This is a genomic window from Halobacterium rubrum (assembly GCF_021729015.1).
GTDB lineage: Archaea > Halobacteriota > Halobacteria > Halobacteriales > Halobacteriaceae > Halobacterium > Halobacterium rubrum.
In genome coordinates, this window is record NZ_JAJQQZ010000001.1 from 916,628 (window position 1) to 931,259 (window position 14,632).

Below are 14,632 nucleotides of genomic sequence, written 5' to 3' on the forward strand. Positions count from 1 at the left end.
TATCGAATACCACCGAGATGGCCTCCAGCACACACGTCGTCGCCGTCTGTGGCAGCCTCAGCGACGACTCCGGCACCCGCATCGCCCTCCAGACCGCCCTCGACGCCGCCAGCACCGACCTCGTCGACCTCCGCGAGTTCGAGTTGCCGCCGCGGGACGGCGACGACCGCGACGCCGGCGACGCTCCAGAGCTCCGGGTCGACGTTCGCGGACGGCGCGTTCGCCGAGGACGACCTCGAAGAACGGACCCGTCGGCTCGGCGAGCAGGCAGTTGCGTACGCCGGCGTCGAACAGTACCCCGACCTCGCCGCGCCCGCCGGCGACGACCAGCCGGTCGCCGCCACGCAGAACTGACGCTCCCCGCCCACCCGAACCGTTAGGTAGACACCCGCCCTGCAGCCGTCCATGCGCGTACTCCTCTCGATTCTCGCTGGCGTCGTGACGTTCCTCGCCGTCGCCGTCGCGGTCACGTCACTGCTCCGGGACGTCGTCTGGCCGTCCGTGTTCGTCGGCGTCCCCGCCGGCGTGCTCGCGGGCGTTGCCGTCGCAATCGGGACGGGCGTGTACCTGAGCCGTCGAGAACAGCAGTAGCAGCAGCGGCGACGAGAGGGATTACTCGACGTACGTGTACTTGCGCTCGTTCATCGGGCCCCAGCCGTCGAAGACGAACTCGCTGTCGGGCTGCGTGAACGGCTCCAGTTCCACGCTCTTCTCGTGGTTGTGGCGGTCGTGGACCTGCTCGTACTCGTCGAAGCTGAGGTCGTAGCGCGCGTCGATGTGTTCGTCGACGTTCGACGCCGCGACGGCCTCACTGAAGCCGTCCTGAACGGTCTCCGCGTGAATTTCGGCCTGCGCACCGGAGCCGTACGACGCCAGGAGCAGTCGCTGGCCCGCGAGGTCGATGCCGTTCTCCGCGGCGTGCTTGAGTGCGCTGAACCGCGCGAGGTGCACCGAGCCCGTGTACCAGTTCCCGACCTGACTGGAGATCGAGAGCGTCGGCTCGATGGTCCCGTCGTACCACTCGCGGTACGCGTCCGTGTCCGTCAGCCCGTCGACGTACTCGCTGATGGCGTCGTCGAACGCGTCCTTGGAGTCGAAGTCCTCGCGGCGGGGCTGGCGGCCGATTTCCCCGGCGAGCTCGTCCTCGACGTCGGTACCGCGAATCATGTGCCGGTAGCCCAGCACGGCCGCCTTCCGGACCATCCCGGGGAACGGCGTGTGGAACGGGATGTACGCGTAGTCGTCGGGGTGGGAGGCGCCCGCCGCGCGCTCGAAGTCCTGGAGGGCTTCCCGCATCCGCGCGAGATAGACCTGCATCGAGCGCTTCCCGTCGACGCTCGGGAACTGCTGGTTGGGCTTCAGGAAGTCCGTCTCGTCGGCGGAGCCGTAGCCCTGCTCCGTGGACAGCTCGACGATGTCCGGGTCCTCCGTGATCCACATCGCGACGGCGCCAGCGCCCTGCGTCGCCTCGCCGGAGGAGTCACGGGCGTACAGCGCCGTGTCGGTCGCCACCACGAGCGCGCCCCGGCCCCGGTTCCGGCCCGCGAGGATCCAGTTCACGGCGTCGTCGAGGCTCTGGGTCCCCGCGATGCACGCGAACTTCCGCTCGCCCTTGTTCGCGTGGTGGAAGTCGCCGTCGTACACCTGCTCGAGGCAGCCGGCGATGTACGTCGAGACGGGCTTGGAGTTGTCGAACGCGGACTCCGTCGCCACGTCGATGCGGCCGACGTCGTCGGGTTCGAGGCCCTTGCGCTCCATCAGCCGGTGGGCGGCGTTCGCGCCCATGGTCACGATGTCCTCGTAGGCGTCCGGGAACGACGACGCGTGCAGCCCCAGCCCCTTCGTGTACTTCTCGGGGTCGTCGCCCATCTCCGGCGCGAACGTCTCCCCGAGGTCGAGTTTCAGCTTCCCCGTCCAGATCTCCATCGCATCGATGCCGACGCTTGTCATGGCTGGACGTACTCAGGAGGGGCTTATGGGCTTGTCGATAGGTGTTTCGACGATAGTCGAAAAATTTCGCAGCGGGGCCTCCCCACCATTCAGAGCTGGACAGTCTGCGTCTCCGTGTCCGTGTTCCCTGCGTCGTCTGTCACGACGATTGTAACCTCGTACTCCTCCTTGTTGTTCCCCTTGTAAGTTGTCGTTCCTGACGCCGACCCACCGCTGACTGCGGTGGTCTGTGTGTTCGAGTCGCCGCTGTCCAGTGAGTCGAACTGCACCTCGACCGAGGAGAGGTCGCCGTCCGGGTCCGAAACCGACCAGTCGGCGTCTATATCGTTGCCGTTCCCCTCAGACGCCGCGAACGAATCGACTGCCGGTGGTGATTGCCCACCGCCACCGCCCCCGTTCTCTGCCGCTGGGTGCGCGTACACGAGGAACTCGCTGGTCTCCCGGACACCGTCACGTTCGTACGCAACCACCACGCGGAAGTCCTCATTTGTGACGTTCACCTCGGTGGGGAAGTCCGACGTGACGCCTGCATAGAACTCCGCGAACGACACTCGCGCCGTGCCGTTCGGAGACAGCGACACCGTCCCAGACGCATTCACTTCCGTGGTCGTGAACGAACCGGAACCGGTGTCATAGACGGTCTCGGTTCGGTTCTGGGCCAGCGACAGCGTCAGCCCCCTCGTCCCTACGTACGTGTACTCGTCATCCACGAGGGGCACGTCTACGGTCTCGTTCTGCCCGGTCGGTGACACGGCGAATTCGCTACTTCCGTAGTCGTACCCGGGAGCTTTGTCCGACAGTCCGTCGATTGCGTCGCTCTCGGGGAGCACCGTCACGTCCGTTATCGTGACGTTGCTGCTGTACTGGTTCGAGACGTTGAAGTACACGCCACCAGGAACACTATCGTCGTCCTCGCCGTCGAACGCTGTTCCGTTACCAACGAGAACGAGCGACCCGCCACTGCCGTTCCCGACTGCCGGCGTGCTCGTCTCACCGACCGTCGCGTTCACCGTCCGCTGTGCCTCGCTGCCGGTCGCGTCGACGAGTTCGAACTGGACTGGGGTCTCAGTGGGATTACCGTTCACCTCGAACGTCACACGCCCGTCCTCGTTCGTCGTCCTGTTCCCGTCCTCGTCCTCGAAGACGTCCGAGCGGTTCGCAGTCACTAACTCCCCCGACTCTGGGTTGTTGTACTCGTCGCGCGCTTCGACGGTGACGCTGTCGTCGTCGCTCTCGACGAGCGTGAGGTAGTACGGGGCCGGGTTCGTCGCGCCGCTGCCGACGCCGACTTTCGCGGTCCGCAGCGTGAACGGGCCACTCCAGTCGATAGATAGCGTCACTCGGTCCGTCCCGTTCTGGGCGACGGTGACGTTCGGATTGTCGCCCAGGCTCGTGCTGTTCCGCAGGACACCGGCGTCGACGACCGTCGGAATCGTGACGTTCACCGGCTCGGTCGAATCGTCGGGCTGGACCTGCACGCGGTTTGCCGGCGCGCTCAACGCCGTCGGGTCGACGGCCACCGAGGACGACCGCGACGTGCTCAGCGAGCCGTTCAGCGCGACCAGCGAGACAGTTCTGGTCTGCTCGTCGACGACTAGTTGTTCGGTCAGCGGGACGGAGGTGTTCTGGTCCGGGTAGTAGTTCGAGAGCAGCGACGCCTCGTAGCGCAGCCGGGGCGCGTCCCGGTACTCGTTGTACCCCGGAACGTAGGAGAGTGACTTCGTCGGTTTGGCCCACGAGCCGTTCAGATAGTCACGGGTCTCGTCGTTGGTCGCGTTGACGTTCGACACCGTGACGTTCGGGTCGTCGTAGGTGTTCGTCCTGAGTGTACCCGCGGCTGGCGGCGGATTCACGAGGAAGACGCGGTTCGGGTACTCGGTACCCAGCGAGACGGTCGCCGGCCGGCCGTCGCCGGTCGTGGCCGTCGACACGAGCGCGTTCCGCACGTCGACCAGCTGCCCCTGGACCTGCTGGCTGTGGCGGTACTCGACGTCGCTGTTCTCGGCGGGGACGACAGACGCCTGGTAGACCGAGAGCGCGATGATGATGGTGGCGAACAGTAACACTGCCCCCACCTGCACCGTCACTCCGCGGGTGTCGTCCCTGAATCGCACGGTTGGGTGAAGTCGGGAGGCGAACTGTATAAACGCGGCGGCTACCGGCTCAGTCGTCGTCCTCGATGACTTCCGGGTCCGACAGCGCGCTCTGGAGGCTGTCGAGGCCGTTCACCCACTCGGTGACGAGGCCGTACTCGACGTCCTCCAGCAGCTCCATGTCGAGCTCTTCGTCGTCCACGACCCGGGTGCCGGCGGCGGCGACCAGGCCGAGCGCGCGGTCGAGGTCCTCGCCGGTTTCGGCCTCGACGGCCGCCTGCACGTACTCCTCGACGGACGCCTCGTCGGCGACGCCGTCTGCGACGTACTGTTCGGCGCTGTAGAAGACCGCGACGAGGCTCGTCTGGACGCCGTCGACCAGCATCAGCTTGTCTTCGTCGTCGAACGCGGGCTCCGCGAGCACGACCTCACGGATGTCCGCGAGCTCGTCCATCGTCTCCTCCTGTTCGAGCTCGTCGTCCTCGAACGCCTTCAGAATCTTCGCGACGGCGATAGCGACGTCGTCTTGGAGGTTCAACAGCAGCCGCGCGGAGTCCTCGTCCTCGGGGTCGAGGTCCTCCTCGCGGAGGCGGTCGAGCCAGTTCTGCCATCGTTCTTCGGAGTAGAACTCCTCTTCGGGGGCGCTCATACCCGAACGGGCGGCCGCGCGAGACAAAGGCCTTTCCTTCAGCGGAGCACTGCCCGACCGGGCCGACGAAGCGTGGAACGGGCGCAAGAGAACTTCTGGCGGCCGTTCAGTCCATCGTCGCCTCGGTATCGACGCCGTACACCGCCTGCGGTGTCTCGACGTGCGCGCGCCGGACCGCGTCCTCGTGGCCGTCCTCGAGCAGCCAGCGCACACGCCGCGGGACGGTCTTCGGGCCCATGACGGCGCCCGGGCGGTCCGCGTCGTCGACGAAGTCCGTCTCCATCAGGAACGGCTCGCCGGACTCGACGGCGTCCCGGAGATACTCCTTCTCGCACATCACGCTGGGCGTGCAGCCGGCGAGCCGACCGCTCGCGTAGTGTTTCACCACGCGTTCGGGCGCGAGCCCGGCGTTCTCGGCCCACTCGCCGACCTCGGTCAGGTCCTCGGTGGCCTCGGTGTGCAGCTGCAGCGAGACGCCCACTTCTGCTGCGCGCTCGCAGGCGTGTCGAATCACGGCGTTCGACGCGTCCCAGACGGCGTCGCTGACGTCGTAGTGCGGCCGGCCGGACTTCAGCGCGACCGCGCGGCCCTCGCTGGCCACGTCCGCTGCTTCGTCGATGCCGGCGCACATCAGGTCGCGGGCCGCTTCGGGGGAGAAGCCGCGCTCGTCGACCAGCCGGGACACGAGACCGGGGTGGACGCCGAGCACGGGCCAAGCCTCGCCGTCCAGAATCTCCCGGGCCGCCTCGACGAGCCGCACCGTCTCCTCGAACACCGGCCGGAAGTCGTCGCCGGTGTCGGGTTCGACGCCGAGGTGCCAGGAGGGCTTGTTCACGACGAGCAGGTGCGTGCCGCCCGCCCGCGAGAACTCCCGGACGGCGTCCAGCCCCTGGTTCTCGGCGTCGAGGTGGAGGTGGTCGTCGAGCACCGGCTGATCGAACTCGGTCATGGACTCGGATTCGCCCTCGCCGCCCGAAAGCCTGTTCGTCCGTGCCGGTGCGCGTCAGCCGTCCGAGTCGCCGTCGAGCACCACGGCGTCGGTCGCGGCGTGCCGCAGCGCGTCCGACCGGCCGTGTTCGCCCGGCGCGATGGCGAGCGTCCGCACGCCGCGCCGCTCGGCCTGTTCGAACACGGGCTTGAAGTCGGTGTCCCGGGACGCCACGGCGAGCACGTCCACGCCGTCGTCCAGCACCAGTTCCGTCGCGTCCACGGCGAGTTTCACGTCCACGTCGCCGCTCGTGACCCGCACGTCGTACCCCCGGGCCTCCCCGGCCTGGATGAGCGACGGCGTCGCGTGTTCGTCGAGGTAGAGCCGCGTCACCGCCAGCGGCCCGACTTCGCTCGCCGCCTCTCGCACGTCGTCCAGGTCCACGTCGAACTCCTCGCGGAGCACGTTCGGGCCGTCGACGAACAGCGCCACGCCGCCCGGCGTCTCGCCGTCCCCCAGCAGGTCCCGCAGTCGGTCCATACTTCGGTTCGGGGGTCGCGAGCCAAGAGCGTGCCGGAACGACTGTCGCCCCGCACCCGTCGTGTCGCCGCCTGACGGGCGCCCCTCCCCGGTCGGCTGCGGCGATTCGACTGGAGACCCCCGGCGGTTCTGTACACCGAAATGTGGTGTACGCTCTGGCTGCGTTCCGACCGTAGAGTGAAGCCAAGCGACGGCTCACTGCCGGCACTCGCCGTCTCTGTCCTCTCCTGACCGGCCGCCGTTCGAGTGGCGACTCCGCGCTCCGGTTTGCAGGCGGTCGAGGCGAATACTCCGTGCCTCGACTCCGAGGCGATTCACGAAAGCCTTACTTCCCGGGACGCGACGGGCCACGTATGGGTCTTCGAACGCCGCCGCTGTACGGCCGACACGAGGACCGCGGCGCCTCCTTTACGGAGTTCGGCGGCTGGGACATGCCAGTCGACTTCGCGGGCATCCAGGAGGAACACGCCGCGGTCCGGGAGGCCGCGGGCATCTTCGACGTCTCCCACATGGGAGAGATCGAGGTGTCCGGGCCGGACGCCGAACGCCTGATGCAGCGGCTGACGACCAACGACGTGACGAGCCTCGACCCCGGCGACGCCCAGTACGCGGCCATCACCGACGAGGACGGCGTCATGGTCGACGACACCGTCGTCTACCGGACGCCCGACGACTGGGGGGACGCCGAGTTCCTGTTCGTCCCGAACGCCGGCCACGACGAGGCCGCCTACGACCGGTGGACGGACTACCGGGACGCACACGACCTCGCAGCGACCGTGGACAACGTCACCACCGACTACGGCATGGTGGCCGTCCAGGGCCCAGAAGCCCCGGACCTCGTCGCCGCCCGCGCGGGCGAGGACGTCCGAGACCTCTCGATGTTCGAGGCGGCGGGCGCCGAGGTCGCCGGCGTCGACTGCCTCGTCGCGAACACCGGCTACACGGGCGAGGCGGGCTTCGAGCTCGTGTTCCCCGCCGACGGCGCAGGCGCCGTCTGGGACGCGTTCGCGAACGACTGCCAGCCCTGCGGGCTCGGCGCCCGCGACACCCTCCGGATGGAGTACGGCTTCCTGCTGTCCGGGCAGGACTTCCACCCCGAGGACGACCCCCGGACGCCCCTCGAGGCCGGCATCTCGTTCGTCGTCGACCTCGACACCGAGTTCGTCGGCCGGGACGCCCTCGCGGCCCACCAGGACGCCGGCCTCGACCAGACGTTCGTCGGCCTCACGCTCGACGAGCGCGGCGTCCCCCGCCACGGCTACGCCATCACCACGCCCGACGGCGAGGAGATCGGCGAGGTCACCAGCGGCACGATGAGCCCGACGTTGAACGAACCAATCGGGCTCGGCTACGTCGACGCCGACTACGCCGAGGACGGCACCACCGTCCACGTCGACGTGCGCGGCACCGGCAAACAGGCAACCATCACCACCCCACCCTTCTAGACCAATGAGCTTCGACGTACCCGACGACCTGCAGTACCTCGAATCGCACGAGTGGATCGACCCCGAGACCGGCCGCGTCGGCATCAGCGACTTCGCGCAGGACGAACTCGGCGACGTCGTCTTCGTCGAGCTGCCCGGCGTCGGCGACGACCTCGAGGCGGGCGGCGAGTTCGGCGTCGTCGAATCCATCAAGGCCGTCTCCGACATCTACGCCCCCGTCTCCGGCGAAGTCACCGCCGTCAACGAGGACCTCGCCGACCAGCCCGAGCTCGTCAACGAGGACCCCTTCGGCGACGGCTGGCTCGTCGAACTCGACTTCGACGACGCCGACCTCGAGGACACCCTCGACGCCGACGAGTACCACGACCAGATCGCCTGAGTCTCTCGTTTTCGCTGCGGGCGCGCTCAGGGCGTCCTCGCAGAAGCTACGCGAAACGAAGCTGTTCTCCGCCAACCCGCTCGTTCCGCCGCCGGTGTGCGCTCACGATGCCTTCGAACCGCTGGCCCGCTCGCGCTCGCGGTGGGCTGGCCAGCCGGCAGATACGTGCTGTCGGTCCGTCGGTCGCAAGAACCGTCACCTCACCCCTCGTCCGTGCCTAAGAGACTTGCAAATGGACTGGTTGTAGGCACGTTCGTGGACAGTCTCGGGGGTGAGGACGTTCCGGAACCGGGAGTATCTTTAGCGCAGGGTCGTAACTTCCGGATATGAGAGCCACCGGAACCGTCGGCGGTGCACTCGGGGAGCGAGGGGGACACCGATGAGCGGGAGCCCGTACGCGTCCCACAGTGAGGGGGACACCGAGGCGATGCTCGAGGCCGTCGGCGTCGACCGGGTCGAGGAACTGTTCGACGTCCCGGAGTCCGTGCGCTTCGAGGGCGAGTTCGGCATCGACGCCAAGTCCGAGCAGGCGGCGCTCCGGGAGACGAAGCGACGCCTCGCGGCCAACGACGACCTCACGGAGTTCCTCGGGCGCGGCCACTACGAGCACTACGTGCCGTCGCTCGTGGACAGCGTCTCGCAGCGCTCGGAGTTCATCACCTCGTACACGCAGTACCAGCCCGAGGTCACGCAGGGCTTCCTGCAGGTCCTGTTCGAGTACCAGAGCCTGCTGGTCGAGCTGACGGGGCTCGGCGTCGCGAACTGCTCGATGTACGACGAGGCGACTGCGCTCGCCGAAGCCGCCCTGCTCGCCAAGCGCGTGCGGGCCGCCGACGGCGACCGCGTGCTCGTTCCCGAGTACGTCCGGGACAGCCACGTCAGCGTCCTCGAGAACTACACCGGCGGCTCCGAGGTCACCGTCGAGCGCTACGCCACCGAGGCCGGGAACGTCGACGTCGACGCCCTCGAGGCCGCGATGGCCGAGGACGTCGTGATGGTGTACGCCGAGAACCCGACGACGCTCGGCACCGTCGAGGAACAGCTGCACGCCGTCGGCGACCTCGCCGACAGCCACGACGCGCTGTTCTGTCTGGGCTCGGACCCGGTCGCGATGTCGATTCTCCAGCGGCCCGCCGACGTCGGCGCGGACGTCGTCGTCGGTGACGCCAGCGTGCTCGGGATGCCCACGAGCTACGGCACGGGGCTGGGCGTGTTCGCCACCCGCGAGGAGTTCCTCCGGCAGGTGCCCGGCCGGCTGGTCGGCGCCAGCGAGGACGACTCCGGCACGCGGGCGTTCACGCTCACGCTCCAGACCCGCGAGCAGCACATCCGCAAGGAGCGCGCCACGTCGAACATCTGCACGAACCAGGCGTGGGTCGCGCTCCGGGCCGCCATCCACGCCGCGTGGCTCGGTGCGGACGGCCTCGTCGACCTCGCCGAGCGCATGGTCGAACTGCCCCGCGACCTCGCTGCGAGCCTCGACGACGTCCGCGGCGTGACGGCGCCGATCCACGACGACCGCCACCACGTCCGGGAGTTCCAGGCGCGCACCGACCAGCCCGCGCCCGCCGTCGCCGACGACCTCGAAGCCGAGGGGTTCGCGGTGCACGCCGTCGACGACCACACCCTCCAGGTGTGTGTCACGGACGCGAACGAGCACGCTGCCGACGAGTTCGTCGCCGCGGTCAGGGAGGTGAGCGAGTGATGGAGCACTACGACCAGGCACGCTACGGGCCCGCCGGCGAGGACACGAACGAGCCGCTGCTCAGCGAGAAAGACCAGACCACCGTCGAGGTCGACTCCTCGCTGCCCGACGACCTCACGCGCGACGAGGTCGAGCTACCGAGCCCCGAGGAGCCGGAACTGGCACGCCACTACGTCCGCCTGAGCCAGCAGAACTACGGCGTCGACTCCGGCCCGTACCCGCTGGGCTCCTGCACGATGAAGTACAACCCCCGGTTCACCGAGGAGGCCGCCGCCCTCCCCGACGCTGCCGTCCACCCGGACCGCTCGGAGGACTCCCTGCAGGGCACCCTCGAACTGCTGGGCGACCTCCAGGATTACCTCGGTCGCATCGGCGGCATGGACGCCGTCACGCTCCAGCCGCCCGCGGGCGCCGCCGGCGAGTTCACGGGCATCCTCGTCGCCGAAGCCTACCACGAGGCCAACGACGAGGGCCACCGCGACGAGGTCATCGTCCCCGACGCCGCGCACGGCACGAACTTCGCGTCGGCCGCGCTCGGCGGCTACGACGTGGTCGAGATTCCGTCCGGCGACGACGGCCGCGTCGACCTCGAGGCGCTGGAGGCCGCACTCGGCGAGAACACGGCCGCACTGATGCTGACGAACCCGAACACGCTGGGGCTGTTCGAGCGCGACATCGAGACCATCGCGGAGATGGTCCACGACGCCGGCGGGCTGCTGTACTACGACGGCGCGAACCTGAACGCGCTGCTGGGCCGCGCTCGCCCCGGCGACATGGGCTTCGACATCATGCACTTCAACGTCCACAAGACGTTCGCCACGCCGCACGGCGGCGGCGGCCCGGGTGCGGGCCCAGTGGGCGTCACCGACGAACTGGCTGACTTCCTGCCGGACCCCCACGTCCGGGAGGGCGACGCCGGCGACTACGAGCTGTACACGCCAGAGCACTCGGTCGGGAAGGTCCACGGCTTCCAGGGGAACTGGCCGGTGCTCGTGAAGGCGTTCGCGTACATCGACCGGCTGGGCGACGACGGCCTCGCCGACGCCTCCGCGAAGGCCGTCCTGAACGCGAACTACCTCGCCGAACAGCTCGACTACGAGATTCCGCTCGGGCCGTTCCACCACGAGTTCGTCGCGAGCGCGGGCGACCAGGACGCCGCCGACGTCGCCAAGCGCATGCTGGACTACGGCGTCCACCCGCCGACCACGAAGTGGCCCGAACTCGTCGACGAGGCGCTGATGACCGAGCCGACGGAGGTCGAGACGAAAGACAACCTCGACGACCTCGCGGACGCCTTCAACGCCGTCGCCGCCGAGGACGACGAGACCCTCGAGTCGGCCCCGAACCGGACGACTGCGCGCCGCATCGACCAGACGACGGCCGCCCGCAATCCGCGGCTGTCCTGGCACGACCTCGAGTAGACTGCCGGGACGGTCGGAGGCGCCCCTCTCGGAATCGCACTCCCCGACGCCGACACACGCACTCACTTACTCGCTCACTGGCTCGCGGTGTCGCCGCTGCTGTTCTCGGGGGTTTCGCCGTCCGTCTCGCTCTCTGGCGCCGACTCCTCGACGTGCACGGTGACGTCGCCGTCGGCGGATACTGCGACCTCGACGGGCGTCTCCAGTCGGTTCTGTGAGGCGTGTGCCGACAGCTCCTCGTAGAGCACCGAGTACAGTTCCGGCCGGGGGTAGGCGACCGTGACATCGGCGTCGTCGCCGCGCGCGTACACCTCGTCGACGAGGTCGTCGAAGCTCTCGCCGGCCGGCGCCGTGAACCGGACGGGCGCCCGGATCGCCGCTACGAGGTCCAGCGTGCGCTGTGCCTTCTCGACGTTCGCGCGGGCCGCGCGCTCGACCGCGCTGACGTTCGAGTCCGTCGTCCCCAGCCTGTCGGCGATCTCCCGTTGCGTGTACCCCTGCTCCCGGAGTTCGAGGACCTCTACCTGCCGGTCGGTCAGCACCGTGTGCTCGGACGTGACCACGGCCAGTCAAACGAAACTGTTTGAGTTAATCTTATCGGGGAACCGAATCTGTTTGACTATCGTGGCTTCTGACTCGTCTCCGTCGAGACGGCGGTATCTGGCGGCCGCCGGAGCGACCGCGTTCGGCAGCCTCACTGGGTGCCTCTCGGGCTCGGGGTCGCCGGTGAGCGTGCTGGCAGCCGGCAGCCTCGCCAGCACCTTCGAGGACCACGTCGGCCCGGCGTTCGAACGGGAGACCGACTACCGGGTCCACGGCGAGTACCACGGGTCGGCCGCACTGCTGCGGATGGTCGAGGACCGGACGAAACACCCCGACGTCGTCGTCAGCGCCGACGCCACGCTCCTCCGCGACCGGCTCTACGGCGACCACGTCGACTGGGACGTCGAGTTCGCGTCCAACAGCATCGGGCTCTGCTACAACCCATCGACCCTTCTCGGTGACCGCCTCGAATCCGGCGTGCCGTGGTGGGAGGCCGCTCGCGACGCCGATGACGGCGACCTCGCCATCGGCGACCCGGAGCTCGACCCGCTGGGATACCGCGCGCTGATGGCGTTCGAGCTCGCAGAGCAGGAACACGGTGTGGCCGGCCTCCGGGACGACCTCGCGGCCGCAGCCTACCGGGAGCCCGACGAGCCACAGCTCCTCCTCGGGGTCGAGACGGGCGCCCGCGCCGGCGCGGTCGTCTACGAGAACATGGCCGCCGACCACGACCTCCCGTTCGTCGGCTTCCCCGACGCCTACGACTTCTCCGACCCCGGACTCGCCGACCACTACGCCACCGCCACGTACACCACGAGCGACGGCTACGTCACCCGGGGCCGCCCGATTCTCTACGCAGCGACAGTTCCTAGCGGTGCCGACTCGCCGGCCGCCGGCCGCGCGTTCGTGGACTTTCTCACCGACGCGTCCGTCGTCCTGATCGAAGCCGGGCTGGCTGTCGCCGGCGGCCTCCCGCGGTCGAACGCCAGCCCGCCATCGGGGGTGGACGTGTGACCAGCGCTGGCGACACCGGGCCACCGGTGGGGGACCGCTCGCTCCGCCACCTGCTCCCGGCGGCACTCGGCGCACTGCTGGTCGTCTACCTCCTCGTCCCGTTCGCTGCCTTCCTCGCCCGGACCGGAACCGCCGACGTCGTCGCGCGACTCGCGTCGCCGGACGCCCACGCAGCGATCCGGAACTCCCTGGTCGCAGCCACCGCTTCGACGGCCATCGCGACCGTCCTCGGGGTGCCGCTCGCGTACGCGCTCGCGAGGACGAACTTCCCCGGGAAGCGGCTCGTCGAGGGCGTCGTCGTGTTACCGCTGGTCGTCCCGCCGGTCGTCGGCGGCGCCATGGTGTTGACGGCCGTCGGTCGGTTCACGCCGCTGGGCGCGTGGGCGGCTGCCGCCGGCGTGCCGCTCACGGACAGCCTGTTCGGCGTCGTCCTCGCGCAGACGTTCGTCGCCTCGCCGTTCCTCGTGCTCGCGGCGCGCTCCGGGTTCGACACTGTCGACGAGCGGTTCGAGGACGCCTCGAGGTCTCTCGGGAGCGGCCCGCTTGCGACATTCTGGCGCGTCTCGCTCCCGCTCGCGCGCCCGGCGGTCCTCGCCGGCGTCGTGTTGACGTTCGCGCGTGCGCTCGGCGAGTTCGGCGCGACGATGATGGTGGCGTACAACCCCCGGACCATCCCCACCCGCATCTGGGTGGCCTTTCTCGGCGGCGGCATCGACGCCGTCGTCCCGCTGGCGCTGGCCCTGCTGGCGGTGGCGCTGTTCGTCGTCGTCGGTGTGCAGTGGCTCGGCCGACTGCCCACCGCAGCTGACCAGTGATGGCCCGGTTGCTGACTGCTGCCCGGACAGACTGAACCCTTCTCGATAGGTACGAGACGTGCCGAGCGGCTCGTTTCGCCCGATTTCTCCGTCGCCGCGAGTGCTCCACTTTCTATATCGCAATATATGGTTTATTAGTTTCTCCTCCTCCTCCACACCGTTGCCAAAATATAACTCGAATAGCACTTGCGTTGCGCTCGGCCGTCAAGCACGGCCGCAGCTGGGGTGTCCGGGCGACGTGGGTCTGGGAGCGCCACCGAGTCCTCTCAGTGCGGGTAGTCGCGAGCCGGGCAAACCCCCGGGGGCGAGACAGGGCCGCCCCTGCAGGACCCCCCAATTCGCGCGGGTTCACTGTCGCGACCCTCGAAACACCCGGTCGAGCACTGCGTAACTGCCTTCGATGGCCGCGCTCACGTCGGCGCGAACCCAGGGGGAGCGGGGTGGAGAACAGGGGTGCAGCCAGACCGCGCGCGCCGCAGTGGTCAGGGCCTCGGGCCGGGGGCGTCCACCGATCCAGAGAGTCGCGCGGGCAGTTACGCGGTCGCCGAGGTGATGTCGCCGCCGATGCGGATGAAGCCGTAGTCGCACTCGGGGCAGGACCACTTCGTCTTCAGGCCGAGGTGGAGACTCGTGGCGGCAGTCCGGTAGAAGTTGCGTTCCTCGCCGCAGTTCGGGCAGTCGTGGTCGAGTTCGGTCGCCATACGTCGACGTCCCCGAGCCAGCCAATTCAACGTACTGATTTCCGGGAATCGAGGGACGCCGCCCCTCAATAAATCGTATATGACGATATTGAATCGGCTGGTCGCTGCAACCGCTCGCCCACCCGGTGTCTGCAGTAGAACCTTCCCACAGCGCCGCGAACGTCCGGTATGACGAACGCTGACGCGGTCCGCGTCTGGCTCGTGGAGCGAACCTACTCGGACGACGAGCAGAACCTCATCATCCTGACGTACGCGACCACGGACGGCGACCAGTACTTCCGGAAGGAGCGCGCGCTCACGAGCTTCAGCGACACGCGCGAGACGACGGCGGCCGTGGACGCGGCCCCGGAGAACCTCGGGGCGGTCGACGACCCCGAACTGCGGGAGCGCTACGCTGCCGAGGCACAGCGGATGGCCGACGAGCACGACCCCGACGACGCGATCTGAGG

The 14,632-nt window shown here is 68.7% G+C and carries 16 protein-coding genes; 9 read left to right on the forward strand and 7 right to left on the reverse strand.

All coding sequences use genetic code 11. The features are described from left to right. Positions 1–48: 48 nt before the first annotated feature. Complete coding sequence (locus LT971_RS05025; RefSeq protein ID WP_237005757.1) at positions 49–354, forward strand: hypothetical protein; 306 nt, start codon at positions 49–51, stop codon at positions 352–354. 51 nt (positions 355–405) lie between these two features. Then, entirely contained in the window at positions 406–591 is a 186-nt protein-coding gene (locus LT971_RS05030; protein ID WP_237005758.1) for a DUF8147 domain-containing protein, read from the forward strand. Between the two features lie 21 nt (positions 592–612). Here the strand turns inward: LT971_RS05030 and hmgB are convergent, their stop codons facing one another. From hmgB to LT971_RS05055, 5 genes are all read right to left on the reverse strand, one after another. Next, complete coding sequence (gene hmgB / locus LT971_RS05035) at positions 613–1,950, reverse strand: hydroxymethylglutaryl-CoA synthase (RefSeq protein WP_237005759.1); 1,338 nt, start codon at positions 1,948–1,950, stop codon at positions 613–615. An 89-nt stretch (positions 1,951–2,039) separates the two neighbouring features. Next, a complete protein-coding gene (locus tag LT971_RS05040; RefSeq protein ID WP_237005760.1) occupies positions 2,040–4,064 on the reverse strand; it encodes a hypothetical protein in 2,025 nt (674 codons plus the stop codon). Positions 4,065–4,113: 49 nt separating this feature from the next. Then, positions 4,114–4,692 carry a DUF2150 family protein gene (locus LT971_RS05045; protein ID WP_237005761.1) on the reverse strand — a complete coding sequence of 193 codons (579 nt, stop codon included), beginning with the start codon at positions 4,690–4,692 and terminating at the stop codon, positions 4,114–4,116. 106 nt (positions 4,693–4,798) lie between these two features. Continuing rightward, on the reverse strand, positions 4,799–5,641 hold the full coding sequence (locus LT971_RS05050) for a TatD family hydrolase (RefSeq protein ID WP_237005762.1): 843 nt from the start codon (positions 5,639–5,641) through the stop codon (positions 4,799–4,801). A gap of 54 nt (positions 5,642–5,695) precedes the next feature. Then, positions 5,696–6,160: an NYN domain-containing protein gene (locus LT971_RS05055; protein ID WP_237005763.1), complete on the reverse strand. Its 465-nt coding sequence runs from the start codon at positions 6,158–6,160 to the stop codon at positions 5,696–5,698. A gap of 353 nt (positions 6,161–6,513) precedes the next feature. On the opposite strand from LT971_RS05055, the gene gcvT reads away from it, so the two are divergent. From gcvT to gcvPB, 4 genes are all read left to right on the forward strand, one after another. Next, positions 6,514–7,605, forward strand: coding sequence for a glycine cleavage system aminomethyltransferase GcvT (gene gcvT, locus LT971_RS05060; protein WP_237005764.1), 1,092 nt, complete (start codon positions 6,514–6,516; stop codon positions 7,603–7,605). Positions 7,606–7,609: 4 nt separating this feature from the next. Further along, a complete protein-coding gene (gene gcvH / locus LT971_RS05065) occupies positions 7,610–7,984 on the forward strand; it encodes a glycine cleavage system protein GcvH (protein WP_237005765.1) in 375 nt (124 codons plus the stop codon). Between the two features lie 379 nt (positions 7,985–8,363). Then, the gene (gene gcvPA, locus LT971_RS05070; protein WP_237005766.1) at positions 8,364–9,689 is read left to right on the forward strand and encodes an aminomethyl-transferring glycine dehydrogenase subunit GcvPA; all 1,326 of its coding nucleotides are present in this window, start codon (positions 8,364–8,366) and stop codon (positions 9,687–9,689) included. Further along, positions 9,689–11,110, forward strand: a complete 1,422-nt coding sequence (gcvPB, locus tag LT971_RS05075; RefSeq protein ID WP_237005767.1) for an aminomethyl-transferring glycine dehydrogenase subunit GcvPB — start codon at positions 9,689–9,691, stop codon at positions 11,108–11,110. Before gcvPA ends, gcvPB begins: the two co-directional genes overlap by 1 nt. Positions 11,111–11,184: 74 nt before the next feature. Here the strand turns inward: gcvPB and LT971_RS05080 are convergent, their stop codons facing one another. Next, positions 11,185–11,673, reverse strand: a complete 489-nt coding sequence (locus LT971_RS05080) for a Tfx family DNA-binding protein (RefSeq protein ID WP_237005768.1) — start codon at positions 11,671–11,673, stop codon at positions 11,185–11,187. A gap of 52 nt (positions 11,674–11,725) precedes the next feature. Here LT971_RS05080 and LT971_RS05085 point away from each other — a divergent pair, with 52 nt between their 5' ends. Both LT971_RS05085 and LT971_RS05090 read left to right on the forward strand, forming a co-directional pair. Then, positions 11,726–12,667: an extracellular solute-binding protein gene (locus LT971_RS05085; protein WP_272904610.1), complete on the forward strand. Its 942-nt coding sequence runs from the start codon at positions 11,726–11,728 to the stop codon at positions 12,665–12,667. Then, the gene (locus LT971_RS05090; protein ID WP_237005770.1) at positions 12,664–13,482 is read left to right on the forward strand and encodes an ABC transporter permease; all 819 of its coding nucleotides are present in this window, start codon (positions 12,664–12,666) and stop codon (positions 13,480–13,482) included. The genes LT971_RS05085 and LT971_RS05090 overlap by 4 nt, the downstream gene beginning before the upstream one ends. Before the next feature lie 533 nt (positions 13,483–14,015). On the opposite strand, the gene LT971_RS05095 is transcribed toward LT971_RS05090, so the two are convergent. After that, positions 14,016–14,183, reverse strand: coding sequence for a DUF7838 family putative zinc beta-ribbon protein (locus tag LT971_RS05095; protein ID WP_237005771.1), 168 nt, complete (start codon positions 14,181–14,183; stop codon positions 14,016–14,018). 168 nt (positions 14,184–14,351) lie between these two features. Here LT971_RS05095 and LT971_RS05100 point away from each other — a divergent pair, with 168 nt between their 5' ends. Then, positions 14,352–14,630, forward strand: coding sequence for a DUF7967 family protein (locus tag LT971_RS05100; protein ID WP_237005772.1), 279 nt, complete (start codon positions 14,352–14,354; stop codon positions 14,628–14,630). Positions 14,631–14,632: the final 2 nt, after the last annotated feature.

Bases quoted from the DNA above. Each gene is read 5' to 3' on its own strand.
- LT971_RS05030 (WP_237005758.1), top strand. From the start codon at position 406: ATGCGCGTACTCCTCTCGATTCTCGCTGGCGTCGTGACGTTCCTCGCC.
- hmgB (WP_237005759.1), bottom strand. From the start codon at position 1,950: ATGACAAGCGTCGGCATCGATGCGATGGAGATCTGGACGGGGAAGCTG.
- LT971_RS05045 (WP_237005761.1), bottom strand. From the start codon at position 4,692: ATGAGCGCCCCCGAAGAGGAGTTCTACTCCGAAGAACGATGGCAGAAC.
- LT971_RS05050 (WP_237005762.1), bottom strand. From the start codon at position 5,641: ATGACCGAGTTCGATCAGCCGGTGCTCGACGACCACCTCCACCTCGAC.
- LT971_RS05055 (WP_237005763.1), bottom strand. From the start codon at position 6,160: ATGGACCGACTGCGGGACCTGCTGGGGGACGGCGAGACGCCGGGCGGC.
- gcvT (WP_237005764.1), top strand. From the start codon at position 6,514: ATGGGTCTTCGAACGCCGCCGCTGTACGGCCGACACGAGGACCGCGGC.
- gcvH (WP_237005765.1), top strand. From the start codon at position 7,610: ATGAGCTTCGACGTACCCGACGACCTGCAGTACCTCGAATCGCACGAG.
- gcvPA (WP_237005766.1), top strand. From the start codon at position 8,364: ATGAGCGGGAGCCCGTACGCGTCCCACAGTGAGGGGGACACCGAGGCG.
- gcvPB (WP_237005767.1), top strand. From the start codon at position 9,689: ATGGAGCACTACGACCAGGCACGCTACGGGCCCGCCGGCGAGGACACG.
- LT971_RS05095 (WP_237005771.1), bottom strand. From the start codon at position 14,183: ATGGCGACCGAACTCGACCACGACTGCCCGAACTGCGGCGAGGAACGC.
- LT971_RS05100 (WP_237005772.1), top strand. From the start codon at position 14,352: ATGACGAACGCTGACGCGGTCCGCGTCTGGCTCGTGGAGCGAACCTAC.